Here is a 17,606-nt window from a genome sequence, read left to right on the forward strand (position 1 = left end):
TCGAATTTTTAGAATTAAAGAATTTATCGAATTAAATTTAATAGCAATTGAAAATTCGTGAAATTCGAATAATTTCTTAAAATTCCGGTTCAGATAACTAATTATACTCCTATGATCACTCATTTAGAAAACGAGCACATTAAAGTAGCTATTGACACCAAAGGCGCACAGCTAAGTTCATTTATTAACAAAGCCACCGGCGTTGAGCATATGTGGCAGGCCGATGAAAAAATCTGGCCATGGCATGCACCAAACCTTTTCCCGGTGGTTGGCGGCCTCATTAATAATGAGCTTTTGGTAGGTGGTGAAAAATATGCCATGTCCCGTCATGGGTTTGCGCGGCAGTCGGAGTTTTTTTTGTTAGAGTCGGATGAAACATCAGCAAGCTATTCGTTACCTAATTGCGAAAACACCCTAAAAGTTTATCCTTTTAAATTCGATTTCCAGATCCTGTACCACCTTATTGACAATGCCCTCCGTGTTACCTATAAAGTGATCAATCTTGATAAAAAATCAATATATTTTTCGGTTGGGGGGCACCCGGCTTTTAACGTACCGTTCAACAAGGGCGAAAATTATGAGGATTACTATCTTGAGTTTGAAGCCGAAGAACATTTTAACACCCACCTTTTATCGAAAGATGGCTTTTTTAATGGCGTAACACATCCGGTACCTACTCCCAATAAAAAACTTTATTTAACCCGCGATCTGTTTAATGACGATGCCCTTGTTTTTAAAGATGTGAAATCGCGCATGATAACCATCAAAAGTGACAAGCATGACCAAACCCTTGCGCTTGAGTTTCCGCATTTCAATTATCTTGGTTTATGGGCCAAACCCGGGGCCGATTTTATTTGCATAGAACCGTGGTTGGGCTGTGCTGATACCGAGGGCAAACATGTTGATATTAAAGAGAAAGAAGCTATTCAAAAACTAAGTGTTGGCCACGTGTTTGAATCGGCCTATTTTATTTGTTTGTAAACATTGGCGTTACAAAAAATTTAGATTTGGTTAAAACATTTTTCACAGTTTTTCTCTTTCATAGAGAAATCACTTAAATATTAAAACTATGAAAACGAAAGTTTATTTATTAGCCCTCACCTTATTGCTGTCATTTACAGCCTTGAATACTTTTGCTGCCGATAGTCACGCGCTTACCCCGCTAAGCAAAGAAGAGATTTCAACCATGACAACCGAGCAAAAGCAAGCCCGTGTTGAGGAGATAAAAGCCCGTGTAAACGAGATCAAAGCAATGGACAAATCGCAGCTTAACAAAGAAGAGCGTAAAGAATTGCGTACCGAGCTTAAAAGCATGAAAAAAGAAGCTAATGCCCTTGGCGGCGGCGGCATTTACCTTTCACTGGGCGCTATCATCATCATTATTTTAGTATTGATCCTGATATTATAATCTGAATAACTTATATAATAACAAAAAAACGCCCCTGATTTTCGTCAGGGGCGTTTTTTTGTTGGGGTTATTTCACAAAAGCATTTCCCCTACGTCATTGCGAGGCACGAAGCAATCCCCAATTCGCAGAGTAGCCATGCAAGTTTCCTTGTAAAGTCGGGGATTGCTTCGTGCCTCGCAATGACGTCTTTTATACACCTTATCAGATACAACGAATACCACTACCCTCTTCTAAAAGAAACACAAAAAAGCCCCTGGATATTTCCAGAGGCCTTCAATATATCTTAGTTAATTACTTTATTATTTTTTGCTGCTGTCTGCCGGTTTTGGAGCCGGTGTAGCAGATGGCGTTAACGCCGGAGTTGCTGATGGAACCGAGTTAGTTGGTTTTGAAGCTTTTTCAATTTGCTCACGCAAAGCCGGGTTATCATTATTGCTTGATGATGAACCACCTTTTACAGCTACGTTAATAGCCAGTGACAATACCATAAGGGTTATAGCTAACACCCAGGTACCTTTTTCTAAGAAATCGCCAGTTTTTTGTACACCCATTAATTGTGATGAACTTGAAAAATTTGATGCCAAACCACCGCCTTTAGGGTTTTGGATAAGTACGATAAGCCCTAACAGAGCGCATACAATTACGGTAACAATGATTAAAACGATATACATTTCTTTATATTAATTAGTTTTCTTTTCTAACTGCTCAATTTGGCTTGCAAAGTAACGGCTTTTTTCCGGGAATTTCAACATCAATTTTTTGTAAGTTGCAATAGCCTTGTGATATAGCATCTGATCGATGTAAATCTGCGCTAAAGTTTCACTTACCAGGTCATTTCTGTCTTCCGAACTTTTCTTTGCCTTATTCTCATTATCAATTTTCTCAATTGATGGTGGCCTGATCTGAGGTTCTTCCTTAATGAATTTCTCAATAATAAGATCTTCTTTGCTTTTTATCTCCGGAACATCGGGCTGAGGGGTTTTCTCCAGTTCTTCCAGCGATTGTGCATGGAAAATATTTTCATAATACTGATGCTGTAAAGCGTCGGCAGGCCGATCATCCGAGGCAACCTGTGCGTTTGCCGGTGCAATGGTTTCAATATTATAAGGCTGATAAGTAGATGCGTATTCTTTACGGGTTTTATCTAACCACCACATAAAGGTATACGGCATTTTTTCATCATGATATTTTGATACAACTTCCGGCTGTTCGGGAGCTCCGATCTCTGCCAACTGCGAAACATACTCCTGCGCTGTGGCCTTATCCTCAATGCGTGTATCAGCAACCGAATTATCAAATAAAAAGTAATCGGTTGATGCGATATTGCCTATGATCCATTTTTCAGTTACATCGTCTTTTACCGGCCTGGTTTCATTTGGAACCGGCGGCGGCGTCAAAAGTTCAGGATCGGCAACGTCTTCATTTTTATTGCTTGGTTCCGGCTCTGCCTCAACATGGTTAACAAGCTCGTTCGCATTAGCCTGAGCGATACTTATGCTTTCAATCCCAACAATTTCATCGTAAACCTCGTCATCTATATCATGTGCAGATGCAACAACTTCCGGTTCAGTTATTACCGGTGCATCGACTATAACATCCTGTTCAGGCTCGTCGGCAATGCTGAAATCAAAACTGGTTGGATCCTCAGTTGAACCAGATGATGTATCTTCCGGTATTGGAGGTAAAGTGTCCTCCTGATCGTCAGCCGTGCCTATATTAAAGTAGTTTTCGGTAACCGGGGTATTAACGGTGGCCTCAGCCTTAACCAGGTTAATGATCTGCGACGCGTTTATTGGAGCAAGCCCATCGGGTTCGTGAATCAGTTTATGTAGTAAAACAGGCTGATAGTAAACGGCCGCCTTCTGCACATCTTTGTTTGTACCGGCATGCGCAAGTAAAGCGCGCAAAATCCCGCTTTGAGGATAGGCATCAACCAACTGCTGCAGGTTATAACCATAAAAAGAACCTGTTTCGGCCGGATTGGCCAACAGTTCATCTAATATTTCGTATTGCCTGCTATTCAAATATTGATCCACGTGGTTGAAAATACAAATTGCCTACCAATTAGAAAAGGCTGCGTTAAAAATATCATCAATTAACTGCTTATTAATTTGCTGTATCAGGTTCTGTTCCTGCGAAGAAATATCCCCCCGGTAATCGGCAAACTTAGTAAAACTTTGCTCAAAACTAAGCTTTTTATCTGCCGGAGTTTTCGCGGCATCAAATGAAAATTTAACCCTGACGGTGATAGTAAGCCTGTTAGCATCAGCAATTGGAGCCACATTATTTGCAGTAGCCTGAATAGATGCCGGAGCGATAGAATAACCGGTGATAGCGCCCGACATGGTTGCATCGGCCTCACCGCGGACTAAGCTTAGGCTGGTTTGTGTACGGACCCTGTCTTTTAACGCTTCGGTGAAAGTTTGGCTCAGGTTATTTACCACCAAAGCCGCGTTATTTTCAAAAAACTGTATATTAATGGTTTTCAAACTGGGCGGGATTGATTGATTTTTGAGGGTGTAACATGATGGGCATATAAGTACCAGCACACACACAGAAATAATTCCCAAAAGTTTTTTCATCAATTTTATAAGTTTAGTTCTTTTATTTTTCTGTATAACGTACGCTCAGATATTCCCAGTTCATTAGCGGCCAGCTTGCGTTTGCCCTTATGTTTTTTTAAAGCCTTACGGATCAGATCTGATTCCTTTTCAATCAGCGACAGCGACTCTTCTACTTCTTCGGCATCATGCGTTATATTAAAGCCATCGATAGTGTTGGAGTTGTTACTGCTGCTATTTGTAACCGTATTAACGGGTTGTTGTAAAGTAAATTGTGGCTCGTTATTACCATGCAGCTCAATATCACGATAAAGCTGGTTTAAGGTCTGCGGATTATTTGCATAATGCGGCGAAACACCACCATGTTCAATAATATCGGCTACCAGTTTTTTCAACTCCACCATATCGCGTTTCATATCAAACAGTACTTTGTACAATATATCGCGTTCAGAAAAATCTTCCTTAGGCTGATTTTCAACGCGCATAGGCAGGTTACGGGCACCGGCCTCATGCGGAATATAAGTAAGCAGTGTTTGTGCGGTAATGATCCTGTCGCGCTCCAATACGGCCAGCTGCTCGGCCATATTTTTTAGCTGCCTTACGTTACCCGGCCACGAATAGTTTGATAACACCTGCTGGGCCTCATCATCCAGCTGAATTGGCGGCGTACGGTATTTATCGGTAAAATCGGCGGTAAACTTGCGGAACAGCAAAAAGATATCTTCTTTCCTGTCGCGCAATGGTGGTATTTTTAATGGAACAGTGTTTAAACGGTAATAAAGGTCTTCACGAAATTTGCCGTTTTTTACCGCCTCGTACACGTCAACGTTAGTTGCTGCAATAACGCGCACGTTAGTTTTTTCAACCTTTGACGAGCCTACTTTAATATATTGGCCTGATTCAAGCACCCTTAACAAACGGGCCTGCGTGCCCAGCGGCATTTCGGCAATCTCATCCAAAAATATGGTACCGCCATTTACAGTTTCAAAATAACCTTTACGTTCGCCAACAGCACCCGTATAAGCGCCTTTTTCGTGGCCAAAAAGTTCTGAATCGATAGTACCTTCTGGTATAGCGCCACAGTTAACCGCGATGAAAGGGCCGTGCTTACGCGGGCTCATCTGGTGTATGATGTGCGAAAAAACCTCCTTACCGCTACCACTCTCCCCGGTAATCAACACCGAAATATCTGTAGGCGAAACCTGGTTTGCTATAGTTATAGCCCGGTTAAGCAATGGCGAGTTGCCAATGATCCCGAAGCGTTGTTTAATTTCCTGTACTTCCATGCCCCCCGGCCCCCTAAAGGGGGAGTTATTGTAAATGTTTATAATTCTTGTTTATCATAGTCCCCACGTTTTTTGTTACACCCCAAACCATCAGGATGTAACTCCCCTTTAGGGGGTTTGGGGGATAACTTTCCCTATCAAAGTAGCCGTTGTGCTGCGCTCGATAAGTACGTTTACGTATTGACCTGGCTTGTAATTTTCGCCAACCGGGAAAATTACCATCGCATTTTGATCGCTGCGGCCGCAATAGTCTTTATCAGATTTTTTAGAAAAACCTTCTATCAGCACGCGCTCTACCCTGCCTATGCGGGCCTGCATCCTGTAAAATGAATATTCCTGCTGTTTTGCTACTATTTCGGTTAAGCGCTTTTGCTTCACTTCTTCTGGAATATCATCCGCATAACGTTTTGCAGCCAAAGTACCTGGCCTTTCGCTGTATTTAAACATGTAAGCAAAGTCGTACTTCACATAATCCATCATGCTTACCGTTTCCTTATGCTCATCGTCGGTTTCGCTGCAAAAACCGGTAATTACATCGGTTGATATCGCACAATCAGGGATGATACGGCGAATAGCGTCTATCCTGTTGATATACCACTCGCGATCGTAAGTGCGGTTCATCAGATCAAGGATGCGGCTATTGCCCGATTGTACCGGCAGGTGGATATAATTACAGATGTTATCGTATTTATTGATGGCATAAAGCACATCATCGGTAATATCCTTCGGATGCGAGGTTGAAAACCTAACCCTCAGGTCGGGATTTATCAGCGCTACCATCTCCAGTAGGTTAGCAAAGTTTGTAGTTATAACCTCTTCTCCGGTGGTTGAATATTTGTATGAATCCACATTTTGGCCCAACAAGGTTACTTCACGGTAACCTTTATCAAACAGATCGCGACATTCTGCTACTATCGATAAAGGATCGCGGCTGCGCTCACGGCCACGGGTAAATGGCACTACGCAAAACGAACACATGTTATCGCATCCGCGCATAATAGATACAAAGGCATTGATGCCATTGCTGTTTAAACGCACCGGACTAATATCGGCGTAAGTTTCCTCGCGCGATAGCAATACGTTAACTGCCTTTTGCCCATCATCAACCTGGTCAATCAGGTTTGGCAAATCGCGGTAAGCATCCGGACCAACAACAACGTCAACTAATTTTTCTTCTTCCAGGAATTTTGATTTCAAACGTTCGGCCATGCAGCCCAGTACGCCCACAACCAATCCCGGATTTTTTACTTTGGCAACGGTGAACTCTTTTAAACGGTTGCGAACACGCTGTTCGGCGTTTTCGCGGATAGAACAGGTATTGATGAAAATAACATCGGCAATGCTATAGTCGGACGTGGTTTCAAAACCACGCTCGGCTAAAATAGAAGCTACGATCTCACTATCAGAAAAGTTCATGGCGCAGCCATAGCTTTCAATATAAAGCTTACGGCCATTATTTTTAGCTGCTTCGGCTTTTAACATTAACGCCTCACCCTGCCTGCTCTCATCATGTGTTTTATCCGGAATAAGCAAATCCATCATTTATATAAAAAATTAGTTTGCAAAAATAAACAAAATTTAAATACCTAAATGACATATTGTCAGTATTAAATAAAATCATGGGTTACTTTACAAAAAACGGGTAATACGCTTGTATTACCCGTTCATTAAATTCGGTTTCAGTTAAGCTTACTGTGTTAAAGCCACGGTAGTTGTATTATTAATTTGCCATATAGCTGCACCCGGGGTAGGGAAGCTAACACCTTTGGTACTACCTTTAACACCGTTATCCTGGCCAAAATAATACAGCGGATGCCCTTTGTACACCAGTTGTGTTTGCCCAAATACGGTGATCACATCAAAATCGGCCTTATTTAAAATAGATGGAACGTTTTGAACTGCCGTTGCCCCATCAATTGGCCAGTTTGCATCATGCGCCGCAACGCCGGTGCTAAACTTGTTTGTTTTAAACGCGTCTTTTGTAAACATGTACAAAGTACGGCCGTTAACATCGGTAATGTACTGCGAGTTTTCGGTACCGGCAATACCTTTGCTGGTGTATTGGTTTCCATCGTTGCCTATCAGCTGCGCGTAAGAAACCATTACACTATAATCCGCTTTAGCAATAAACCATGTTTTGCCCACGCCATCGCCGTTAACGTCTGTAGTTGCAACATCTTTTGAATAATAATACAAAGGCCAGCCTTTATAGGTGGTTTGTTTGTTTCCATCCGTATTGGTGATGACACCAAAATCGGTAGCCGCCAGGCCGGTGCCTATTGATGGATTTTCTTTGTAAAAGGCGGGCCAAACCACAGCACAGCCGCCGGTACAGGTTGAAACGTTAGCAGCATCGTCAGAAAAAAAATAAAGCGCACGGCCGTTGTTGTCTGTAATAATGCTACCAAAAGTGCTGTTTGAAGTAAGCTGCACACCGGTAACAACGGTAGACTTGGTTGGGTTATTGTCGTGATTCTTTTTACACGATGCCGTTAGTAAAGTTAAGGCAATTGAGCCCGTCAGGGCTAAGTACATTTTTGTTTTCATCGGGAGTCCTAATTAGATGTTAATAATGGTTATTGTTTAGATATAACGCCATGAAATTCCCGGGGGTTGCTTCGTGGTTAAGCAAAACCACAACATTAGCTATCCTCGCAGCTGTAAACCATATTGAAACGATTCCTGACGAACGATGAATTAAGTATGAGTTTTAACAAAATTTAACCTATCCTTCCATCACACTGTAACAAAAGTTGCTAACTTGCTGTTAAAGCATTAAGACACAAGTAAAATTAATAACCGGTAAATGGCGCTAAATTTTTTAAAGCACAAGTGGCAAAAAAGGACATTTAAATTTGTGCTGATACCGGTAATCGTGATATTGCTGCTGGCCGTAGTTGTAAACAGGTATTGGTCGCCCATATTGGCCGGAAAAGTAAAGGATGTTGTATTAAGCAGCAGCGACAGCCTTTATAAAGCCGATTTTTCGGATGCGGAATTGCATATCCTACAGGGGAAAATTATCATTTATAATATAACGCTCAAGCCGGATACCGCCGTTTACAATAAAAAAAAACGCTTACGCCTGGCGCCAAATACACTGGTTGAACTTAAGGTAAAGCGATTGGTGCTTAACCACGTGCATCCCTTTAGCCTGTATTTTCAGAAAAAATTAAATATTGGCCAGATCATCCTGAATGAGCCGCAACTGAACGTAAGTTACCAGCTAAACCATACTAAAGATACTGTTGTTAAAGACCGCCGTACTGCCTGGCAGCGCATTTCCAAAAGCCTGAAATGTATCCAAATCGGTACTATTTTACTGAATGATGTTAACTTAAAATATGAGGATTACTCGGGTAATAAAGTAGCCATTTCCCGACTGAAAGAGCTGAACTTTAGCGCTACCGACCTGTTGATAGACTCGGCTACGCAGTACGATAAATCGCGCTTGCTTTACTGTAAGGATATTATAACCGAAGTAAATAATTACACCGGAGAAACGCCGAGCGGCTTATATACCTATAAGATCAGGCATCTTAAACTTTCAACGCTTACTTCAAAGCTTAATATCGAAGGGCTTGCCATGCAACCGGCCAAATCAGATGTATTCTTTGGCAAAAGTCAAAAAGACCGGCTGGGCCTGCTGGCCGATTCTGTACAGCTCAATAATTTTGATTATTTAAATTATCATAAATACCGTACCGTTTCTGCATCAAGTTTAACCCTGGCCAATGGCAAGGTAACCGCTTTCACTAACCCTGGTAAAAAGCCCGATTCACTAACGGATAAGGTTAAAACCTTTCCTAACATGATGATCAGGAAATTAAATCTTGATCTGCGGATCGACACCCTGAAACTCCGTCATATGGATGTGATCTATAATGAATTTGATAAAAAGTCACAGAAAACAGGTACGGTTGCATTTAACAATACCAGCGGCAATATTTATAACATTACCAATAATCCATCGGCCATAGCCAAAAATAATTTTACCACTATTGATCTGACAACATATTTCATGAACCGCGGCCGGCTCGATGTTCAGATGAAATTTAATTTAACTGACGATGATGCTGCCTTCAGCTACAAAGGCACATTAGGACCTATGGAATTTAGCCGGCTAAACCCAGCCACAATGCCGTTAGCCATGGTAAAAATGACATCGGGCAGCGTTAAAAAATTCAGTTTTGATATCCAGGCCAACAGCAAAGTATTTAAAGGAAAAGTTGATTTTTTATATAACGATTTAAAGGTGGTTTTGCTAAAGCCCGACACGGCTAACGACCGCTTCAAAAGAAAATCGATCATGTCGATATTTGCCAACCTGTTTGTGATCAGGCGCAGCAATCCGGATGATAAGGGTAAGCTTACTTCATCCTTAGTGATCTATAAACGTCCAAAAGATTCGCCATTTTTTAAAACCATCTGGAAAACGCTGCTTACCGGCATAAAGCCATGCATCGGCCTTGACGAGGAAAAACAAAAAGCCACCAAAGACCGCATTGACGAGCATAATAAAAACAAAGAGGAGCGCTTAAAGAATAAAGCAGAACGCCAGAAAAGAAAAGCAGAGCGTAAGAAGCTGATGGATCAGGGGAAGTTTTGATTTGAAAATTGTCCGGTTCGAAGATTTGAAAATGAAGCCCCTTTGAGTCGTTTCAGAGAGCCTGAGGGACAATAGAAGTTTACGACTACGAGACTCCGCTGGAGTCCACCCTTTCTTTGAACTTCGACTATAAACACGAGGCCTCTCTGAGGCCCAACATCTCATCAAGCATGCAGATTATATAATAAACATTTACCAGCCCCAGCGGGGCAACGTGTTTATAGCAATAAAAATATACCTTTTTGACTCCGTAGGTGTCTCCTACTGAAATTTTGAATTAACGGAAAACCTTAAGCACGTCTCTAAATCCGATATATGGAGTTAGCTTACCTTCTTCTGCTTGCTTTAAGGATTCTTTGACACCTTTAATCACATAATCGGGGTAAACTTCACTTTTTTGCTCAAAAGAAATTTTCATGGCTTTCATAACTGCCTTTAAAGCTGCCATCTGTTCCTTATTCTTTGGGTAAACAATTAATGCATCCATATTAACAAATATACTAATGATAGAAAAAATTTAAGCTTGGTACAACGCGCGTGCTATCAGAATCCTCTCTGAGACCTCTGATGAGATGGTATACCTTTTGAAAGAGATCATAAACAGCGTCATTGCGAGGCACGAAGCAATCGCGAACTATACAAAGCGGCCTTGTAAATCGGGGATTGCTTCGTGCCTCGCAATGACGCTTTGACATTATACATCACGTTTCGCTCAGTCCTACTGCAACAACAACTTCAAATTAATGCCAAAGTTGGTGAACGACGTATTAAAGGTTTGCGAAGTGTAAGGCTTGGTAAGGTTCGAGTCGTAAAATAAATTCAGGTTGAAACGCTGATTGATCACATAATCAATAGACGGCCTCACGGTTATATTTTGGGCTCCGGATGAGATCTCGGCCGATTCAACATCTGCACGGTAAATGAGTGTTTTGTTATCGCGGAGCGAAAAATCAAGCTTAAAGTTTACGTCCTTATGCTGAATGCCTTCAAACCAGCCAAACGGGAAATGAAAATCTTTAGTGTGATAGCCAAAGCCCAAAACAATGATCTTTTCATTTTGCTGCGCCAACTGGCTGTTAAGCATACTTAAGCTTAACGAACGGCTTTGGCGGTACTCGGCATTGGCGGTCATGCTGTTTTTGAAACGCATACTTGCGCCCAGTAATGGTACAAATTGTTCAAAAATGGTAACCTGCGAAAACTGGTACAGCGGCAGGAAATCATTATTCAGGTCGCGGGCAGACGAAGCTCCGTTGGCTTGCTGGTATTGCAATAAAGAGGTAAAGCCACTTACGTTATATGAGGAGCGGTAGCCGTGGCTTAAATCAAACGAATCAAAAATATCCTGGAACCAGGAGATTTTACTTAAGCCGTTGTAAGTAACCTGCCAGTTAGGTATCGGGATTTTAGGAAACTGCGACAGGTTACTACCCGAAGCATTTTTACCCGCATAAGCTGCCAGAAACGCCGGCACCAATACGTTTTGTGAATTTGGCCCGTAACCATCCGCATATCCGTCGGTAACGCCGCTTGAGTTTGGATTGGTACGCCCCAATCTTTGTGAGATCACGGTACGGGCATCCAAAAATTTCTGGAAGGTACTGGATACATTGTTAATCCCCTTTGCCGATTCAAACGCTGTACCAATGGTAAGGAATGATACACTATAGTTCCCCGATGTAACCGGGCTCAGTGTTTCAATACTATTACTTGATGCCAGGTATTTAAAGTTAGCCTGGTAATTATGATCCTGCGTTTTAAATGCGGTAAGCTCAATCCGTAGATCTTTAAATGGCTCTATGATACCCCTGAAGTGCATATCCTCGTTAAGCGACGTAGTATACAGCTGATTTTGCAGGGTATCTTTAGTAATCCAGCCGTTGGCAACTGCCTTGGTCCTGATATCTGTCTGGCTGCCTAACAAAAAGCCCAATCCAGGAGCGCTGCCGTCCGCGCCAAAAAAGCCCGACTGTGGTAAGTATCCCGGTAAAAAGGTGCCCTGCGTACGGGTATAAGTGGCGCTTAGGTTTTTAACACTGGTTAGCAAGCCAATCAGGATGTTGTTCTTTTTATTAGGATTATTTGCCTTACGGATAAAAGGAAACTTATTATACAGCGAAACCATGTTTAAGGTTGGGTTAAGCTGAATAGCTCTTGAGTTTTGAATGCTGTTACCCACATCATAATTGGTGCTGTTAATAGCAAACAATGGCTGGGTTTGCCAGTTAAAGTGCGTACTGTAACGCGCCACGGCCGATACCCAATCCAACCCCGGAATTTTATTGATAGGTACAGTATAGTTAAAGTTGATGGTGTGGTTATAATTGGTAGTACGGCCAAGCTTTTTCAGGTTGTCCCAAAGGGTATCACGTTTTAAACCGTTGATACGGCCGGCAGGCTCATCCACCACCGATAAATTGGTAGCGTCAATATCCATCTGTAAAGATTTCGACAGGTTCCAGCCGATACCATATACACGGGTTATGTTGAAATACTTATTGAATGTAGTTGTAGGGATAGGGATATAATTATTAGGATCATTATCGCGCAGGGTATTCTCCGAGTAAAAACGATCGAAGTTAATACTGAAATTCAACCTCGACGGCAACAAGCTAAAGTTAAGATCTCTGAACAGGGCCAACATATTGCTTTTAATGATCTTGGCAAACGGACTATAATATTTTGGCTGATTGGTATAGTTATAAGCGAGTGTAAGATTATATGTTTTCTCCACATCGTTCTGCGTCACAAAATCATGATGGTTGTATTCGGTATAGGCGTAAGTGGCGTTAAAGTTTTCAATATCCCAAATGTGGTTAATGGCATTTTGGTTTGTTCTGGCCTTATGCACATTGGTAAAATTGATGCTTTTACGGGTAGTAATATCAATAGCCGCGTTCCTGATAGAGTCACGTTCTTTGGTGCTGGTAGCAGCCGCCAGCGACGCCTTTAATTCAACATCCGGCGCGCCGGGATCGTATTGCGGCATGCTCCTTTGCGATGATAAATTGATATACGCCGGAATATGAATACCACTTTTATCCGGGAAAAACTTGCCCAGCTCCACATTAGCTGATACATCATAAGTTTGATCATCGCTTTGGCTACGGTCATTCAACCTTGAATCCAAAGTACCAAAACCAATGGTTGTTTTACTTCCCGATACGGTGATATCGGCAAAGTCGGCAAGCTTGGCATCAATCCTTGCGGTGGCCGCCCATCCACCACGCTGATCAAAATCGGTAAGGCGCAACTCATCAAACCAAACCGTTCCTGATTTATCCAAACCATCATCCGGAATAGCATTAGTGCCTTTATAAGGGTTCCGTACGCCCAGCATAATGGTACGCAGTTTACTTAAATCGGGCTGGCCTTTTATGTAAACCACCTTATCTCCCTCTGTGTATTTGAACAACTGGTTGTACGCCACGTTGGAGTGATTGCGTGCAAGCTTGGCGCGTACAAGCAGGTCAAGTTCCAGGTCCATTTCGTTAACATCGGGCCAGATAGCTCCCGGATCGCTGGTACCCGGCTGGGTTATTTTTAGTGGCAACTCGTACTCGTAATAGTTATCCTGGTAATCAACTCCCAAACGGATAAACGCGTTCAGATCATTATCTTTTACGTAATCACCCTCGGCATGGATAAACATTTGCAGCCGTTTATACTTACGCAGGTCGTTATAAAACGTGCGGAAGGCGGCTCTTGAATAACCATCGCGCAGGCTTTTTACGTTGATCGATAAAGATTGCTCGTTAAGCTTGGTATTGGTTTGCAGGTTATTGTAATTACGCTGACGGTTGATACCCGGTGGCACCACATAAGGAATAGGCGTACGGTTACCGTTTTCTTCAATATTTACAGCCTGTACGTCAATGGTCGAATTGTCTATAGGCGGGTTTTGAATTGCCGGATCAGCAATTACATTCAGCGGATTTTTTTCGGTGTTGAAAGCACGCCATTCGCCACGCACCAGTTCAAGGGTCGCAAAGCGGAGCACCGCGGTATCGGCAAAATTGGTCATGAACATCCTCATGAAGCGGATGGCCTTAAAATCCTGGATGTTACCCACCCTCGACTGATAATCGGTAATTGGGATCCGGAACTGGTACCAGTTAACAGCCTGCGTTGTACCATTGGGCAGCTTTACCTGTGCGGTAACTTTATCGCTGATATAATTTTGACCTACCACCATATCGGCCGGACGCATAGACACTTTATACTGAAAGTAGGAATCTTCCTGGCTCATGTTATTGTCGCGGTTAATATCCTCGCCATCGGGCAGTGAGGTTGAGGCCGAGTTTTGCAAACCAAGTTCGGCCTGCGATTGCTGAGCCGTTTTAGAGTTGCCATCGGTACCGTTGTATTTGCTGTAACGGTCAAGAATGCCGGCGCGGGCCTGATCGAGCGCGGGGCCCTGGTAATATTGATAATCGTCAGATGAAGGGTCGGCCGCATAAGTATTTGCAGCTTGCGCGTTCAGCTGACCTTTTATTTGCTGAACAACGGGCGCAAATTTAGTTTGCTCGTCCTGATCGTTCATACCATCTAAACCAACGTCTTGCAGTTTACGGGCATCGGGATTGTTATCAAAAGCGTTAACAACCGGTTGTAATTTAGATACCCTGCCCCAGTTGGTTTCGTCAACCTTGGTCATGTCGCCATCAACAGGTAAACTGTTCTCTAAGCTTTTGCGTCCATCCTTCAAGATATCCTCAGAGATGGATCCCAGGTTAAAATAAAGATCACCACCTGCCGAGTTTGGCTTGTAAATAAATGGATCAAGCACCCAAAACTCAATGTATGATACGTTTAATGATTCAAAATCGTTGGTTTCCAATTTCCTGAACATACCGCCCCAACGGGTTTTAGGATTTTGTAAGGTACCATCGGGATTAATGCCTGTTGTTGTATAGTTGTAAGGGCCACGAATGGTTGGGTAAAAAGCCATGTTCAACGTGGCCAGGCTAAGCGGCTGGCCGGTGGCCGATTGCTTGTAAGGAAATACTTCCTGCTCAATCACCTGCCTTACGTAGTGATTGGAAAGCTCGCTTCTTGACACTGGGATAGAACCTGTATTGGTATAAAATATAGGGTCGATATTATAGAAAGCCAGCCTCGCACGGTTGTAACCATAGCTCAGGTTATCAAACAAAGTCGATTCGGTAAACAGTTGCGGGGTACCCGAAATTTGCCAGGCGTTGGCGGCCTTAACATCAATTACCGACTGGCTATTTTCAAAGTCATCAAGATACGATGTTCCATTTTTTGAACCTGCGAAGTTCAACGCTCCGGGACTACCCGGCATCAGTTTGGCAAACTCACCGTAGAAATTGATAGATGACGGCACTTTGGTATGGATACCTGGGATCTTGTCAACGAGCCTTGTTAAGAAACGTGAGTTTGAACTGTAGTTAGCGTCAAAACCCCAGATTGTATTTGAAATAGATTCTTCGCCTGCCACTTCGTTTTGGGTAAGGGGCTGCTCGGTAAGGTGCATCAGGGTGGCACCTAATTGAAGCTTATCACTGGCATGGTAATCAAGCCTTGTACCGTATAACGATTTTTGCTGAACACCAAACAGCTCGTTATTCTCCAACTTCACGGTAATAGGCTGACCGGACGATAACAGCGCCTGGTTCAGGATCCTGATCCGACCGGCATTATAATCAACTGTATAATCGTTTCCCTCTTGTAATTTCACTGTACCGGCAGTAACGTTTACCGAGCCCTGCGGAATATTAACCGCGTTCAGCTGATACTCTGAACCTCCCGTTGAAGTATACGTACCTTTAATAACATACCTGTTTAAAGCCGGGAAATATTGCTGCGCGATGGTTTTGGTTGAATCATACAAGGCCTGGTAAACATATCGTTTAGTCAGGTCGGTTTCGCCGGGGGTAAATTGTGCGGCCAGATCCGAACCAAAAGGTTCCACTACCGGGAATGAAATGCGTCCGTTTTGCGAATCGATAGTGATGCCCTCCAAAAAGTCAAAGTAACCATCGGGCTTTTTATCACTTTGCTGGTTCAGGTTATCAAGCCCTGCTATCTGCAACCATAATTTACCTTTGGTATTTTGCCCCTCTTCCATTACCGTTTTTTCGATACCCGATTTATCATCAAGACGGGTAACAGTTAATTTAAAGTTGGTTGGAGCTATCTGGAAAGCACCAAGGGAGTAAATGTTTTTCATCATCAAATCCCAGGTTGGCAGGTTGGTTTTCAGCAACTCGCCTTTCAGCAACTTTACAAAGAGTACGTTTGGCGTATTGGGGTTAACAGCAACGTCGCTACTGAACTCGCCTACCTGGTACTGTACACCGTTAACTGTGTACTGGTAGGCCACTGCCAGTACCTCATCATTATTTAAAGGATAATTTAGGGAGATATAACCTAACTGCGGGTGCAGGGTATACTCTTTATCAGTTAGCTTGCGGGCGTAGGTTAGTTTTGAATAGTTATCTGTACTGCCCGATCCCTGGAAAAAATTAGCGACATCATTAGAGTTGGTAAGCCTTGCATTTTGAGGCAAAACCGATAACAGGTTATTAGACTGCTGTGCAAAACCAGGGCCTTTAAAACCGGCAGGTAAGGCGCTGCCACCGCCAACAATCCTTGTTTTATTGTACGGGTTATTTTCGCCCAAATCAATAAAGCCTAATATATCGCGGGAGTCAGTTGTTACGTTGGTACGGTTGGTTGTCCAAACCTCAATTTTAGTAATGTTGATATTGGAGCTAATGATCGGGATGTTGGCTAAGGCCCGGTTGTAATTGTTCCTGAAATATTGTGATAGGAAGAAGTGTTTGTTAGCCTCGTAATCCGCAGGTGTTAACCTAAACTCGCCCTGCTGAGAGCCATTGGTAATCGTGATAGTTTTTGATTGCGACCGCTGTTGCGAAAAGATACTGGTAACATCTAACCGGCCAAATTTCAGTTTGGTTTTAACGCCAAAAAGCGCCTGGCTACCGGTAATCAATGTTGTATTAAGCGGCATGCTAACCGTACCAGCCTCAATTTTTTGAATGATCTCATCGGGCGAACCTGTATAGTCAAGCTTGATCTGGTTTTCAAACTGGAACTGCGCATCGGTGTTGTAATTGGTCGTAATTTTTAATTTATCGCCTATGTTACCTGTTACATTAAGCTGGATACGCTGATCGAAATTAAAATTAAACTGGCTCCGTTGACGGGTATTAAAAAGCGGGTTCTGATTTTTATTTACCTGCCCGGCCAATATCATTTCCGCCGAACCCTGCGGCCGGATATCAATCACCGAACTGCCAAAGATCTGTTCAAACGTGTGGCTCCTCACTTTTATAGGCGGTATAAAGCCCGGTTGCTGAGAGTCGTAAGCATAATTATCGGCCAGTTGCTGAAAATACCCGCGCTGCGTTGACCGTTCCTTAAGTCTTAAATATTGTTCAAACGTAAGGTATTGCGGTGGGCGATAGAGCAGGTTCCCTACTCTTTCATATAAAATATAACGGTTTGTGGCCGGATCATATTCAATGGTACGCACCAGGTTGGCCGGGTCAGCATTGAAAATACCTTCCCTCATCCGCTGGCTTCGTGGCGCGGTTAGGTTTATTGGTACATTTGATTTGGTTGTATCATTTTTGGCCGCAGGAGTAGGCTTTTGTTGTGCATACACATTACCCAGCCCCCCGAACACCACAATGAACAACACACTTATAAGTGTCTTATAAGTAAATACTTTGGTCAAAAGTTAGTAGAT

General features: G+C 42.9%; 11 protein-coding genes. 3 read left to right on the forward strand and 8 right to left on the reverse strand.

The window, feature by feature from the left end; genetic code table 11:
- Positions 1 to 111 precede the first annotated feature (111 nt).
- Both DEO27_RS20170 and DEO27_RS20175 read left to right on the forward strand, forming a co-directional pair.
- Positions 112 to 981: an aldose 1-epimerase family protein gene (locus tag DEO27_RS20170; RefSeq protein ID WP_223818005.1), complete on the forward strand. Its 870-nt coding sequence runs from the start codon at positions 112 to 114 to the stop codon at positions 979 to 981.
- A gap of 88 nt (positions 982 to 1,069) precedes the next feature.
- The gene (locus tag DEO27_RS20175; protein WP_112575616.1) at positions 1,070 to 1,408 is read left to right on the forward strand and encodes a hypothetical protein; all 339 of its coding nucleotides are present in this window, start codon (positions 1,070 to 1,072) and stop codon (positions 1,406 to 1,408) included.
- Between the two features lie 300 nt (positions 1,409 to 1,708).
- Here DEO27_RS20175 and secG read toward each other — a convergent pair whose 3' ends face one another.
- The 6 genes from secG to DEO27_RS20205 all read right to left on the reverse strand — a co-directional run bounded on the left by secG (position 1,709) and on the right by DEO27_RS20205 (position 7,803).
- Positions 1,709 to 2,080 carry a preprotein translocase subunit SecG gene (gene secG / locus DEO27_RS20180; RefSeq protein ID WP_112575617.1) on the reverse strand — a complete coding sequence of 124 codons (372 nt, stop codon included), beginning with the start codon at positions 2,078 to 2,080 and terminating at the stop codon, positions 1,709 to 1,711.
- Positions 2,081 to 2,089: 9 nt separating this feature from the next.
- Positions 2,090 to 3,445: a hypothetical protein gene (locus DEO27_RS20185; RefSeq protein ID WP_112575618.1), complete on the reverse strand. Its 1,356-nt coding sequence runs from the start codon at positions 3,443 to 3,445 to the stop codon at positions 2,090 to 2,092.
- Between the two features lie 21 nt (positions 3,446 to 3,466).
- On the reverse strand, positions 3,467 to 3,898 hold the full coding sequence (locus tag DEO27_RS20190) for an LptE family protein (protein WP_223818006.1): 432 nt from the start codon (positions 3,896 to 3,898) through the stop codon (positions 3,467 to 3,469).
- Between the two features lie 98 nt (positions 3,899 to 3,996).
- Positions 3,997 to 5,256: a sigma-54 interaction domain-containing protein gene (locus tag DEO27_RS20195; protein WP_112575620.1), complete on the reverse strand. Its 1,260-nt coding sequence runs from the start codon at positions 5,254 to 5,256 to the stop codon at positions 3,997 to 3,999.
- A gap of 108 nt (positions 5,257 to 5,364) precedes the next feature.
- Entirely contained in the window at positions 5,365 to 6,798 is a 1,434-nt protein-coding gene (gene miaB, locus DEO27_RS20200) for a tRNA (N6-isopentenyl adenosine(37)-C2)-methylthiotransferase MiaB (RefSeq protein WP_112575621.1), read from the reverse strand.
- 147 nt (positions 6,799 to 6,945) lie between these two features.
- Positions 6,946 to 7,803 (reverse strand): hypothetical protein, encoded by an 858-nt coding sequence (locus DEO27_RS20205; RefSeq protein ID WP_112575622.1) that lies wholly within the window; start codon positions 7,801 to 7,803, stop codon positions 6,946 to 6,948.
- 259 nt (positions 7,804 to 8,062) lie between these two features.
- On the opposite strand from DEO27_RS20205, the gene DEO27_RS20210 reads away from it, so the two are divergent.
- On the forward strand, positions 8,063 to 9,865 hold the full coding sequence (locus DEO27_RS20210; RefSeq protein ID WP_112575623.1) for a hypothetical protein: 1,803 nt from the start codon (positions 8,063 to 8,065) through the stop codon (positions 9,863 to 9,865).
- A gap of 277 nt (positions 9,866 to 10,142) precedes the next feature.
- On the opposite strand, the gene DEO27_RS20215 is transcribed toward DEO27_RS20210, so the two are convergent.
- Positions 10,143 to 10,352: a DUF2683 family protein gene (locus DEO27_RS20215; RefSeq protein ID WP_112575624.1), complete on the reverse strand. Its 210-nt coding sequence runs from the start codon at positions 10,350 to 10,352 to the stop codon at positions 10,143 to 10,145.
- A 231-nt stretch (positions 10,353 to 10,583) separates the two neighbouring features.
- Positions 10,584 to 17,594 carry a cell surface protein SprA gene (sprA, locus tag DEO27_RS20220; protein ID WP_223818007.1) on the reverse strand — a complete coding sequence of 2,337 codons (7,011 nt, stop codon included), beginning with the start codon at positions 17,592 to 17,594 and terminating at the stop codon, positions 10,584 to 10,586.
- Positions 17,595 to 17,606: the final 12 nt, after the last annotated feature.

The organism is Mucilaginibacter rubeus (assembly GCF_003286415.2).
Taxonomy (GTDB): Bacteria; Bacteroidota; Bacteroidia; order Sphingobacteriales; family Sphingobacteriaceae; genus Mucilaginibacter; species Mucilaginibacter rubeus_A.

Bases quoted from the DNA above. Each gene is read 5' to 3' on its own strand.
- miaB (WP_112575621.1), bottom strand. From the start codon at position 6,798: ATGATGGATTTGCTTATTCCGGATAAAACACATGATGAGAGCAGGCAG.
- DEO27_RS20170 (WP_223818005.1), top strand. From the start codon at position 112: ATGATCACTCATTTAGAAAACGAGCACATTAAAGTAGCTATTGACACC.
- DEO27_RS20175 (WP_112575616.1), top strand. From the start codon at position 1,070: ATGAAAACGAAAGTTTATTTATTAGCCCTCACCTTATTGCTGTCATTT.
- DEO27_RS20205 (WP_112575622.1), bottom strand. From the start codon at position 7,803: ATGAAAACAAAAATGTACTTAGCCCTGACGGGCTCAATTGCCTTAACT.
- secG (WP_112575617.1), bottom strand. From the start codon at position 2,080: ATGTATATCGTTTTAATCATTGTTACCGTAATTGTATGCGCTCTGTTA.
- DEO27_RS20215 (WP_112575624.1), bottom strand. From the start codon at position 10,352: ATGGATGCATTAATTGTTTACCCAAAGAATAAGGAACAGATGGCAGCT.
- DEO27_RS20210 (WP_112575623.1), top strand. From the start codon at position 8,063: ATGGCGCTAAATTTTTTAAAGCACAAGTGGCAAAAAAGGACATTTAAA.
- DEO27_RS20195 (WP_112575620.1), bottom strand. From the start codon at position 5,256: ATGGAAGTACAGGAAATTAAACAACGCTTCGGGATCATTGGCAACTCG.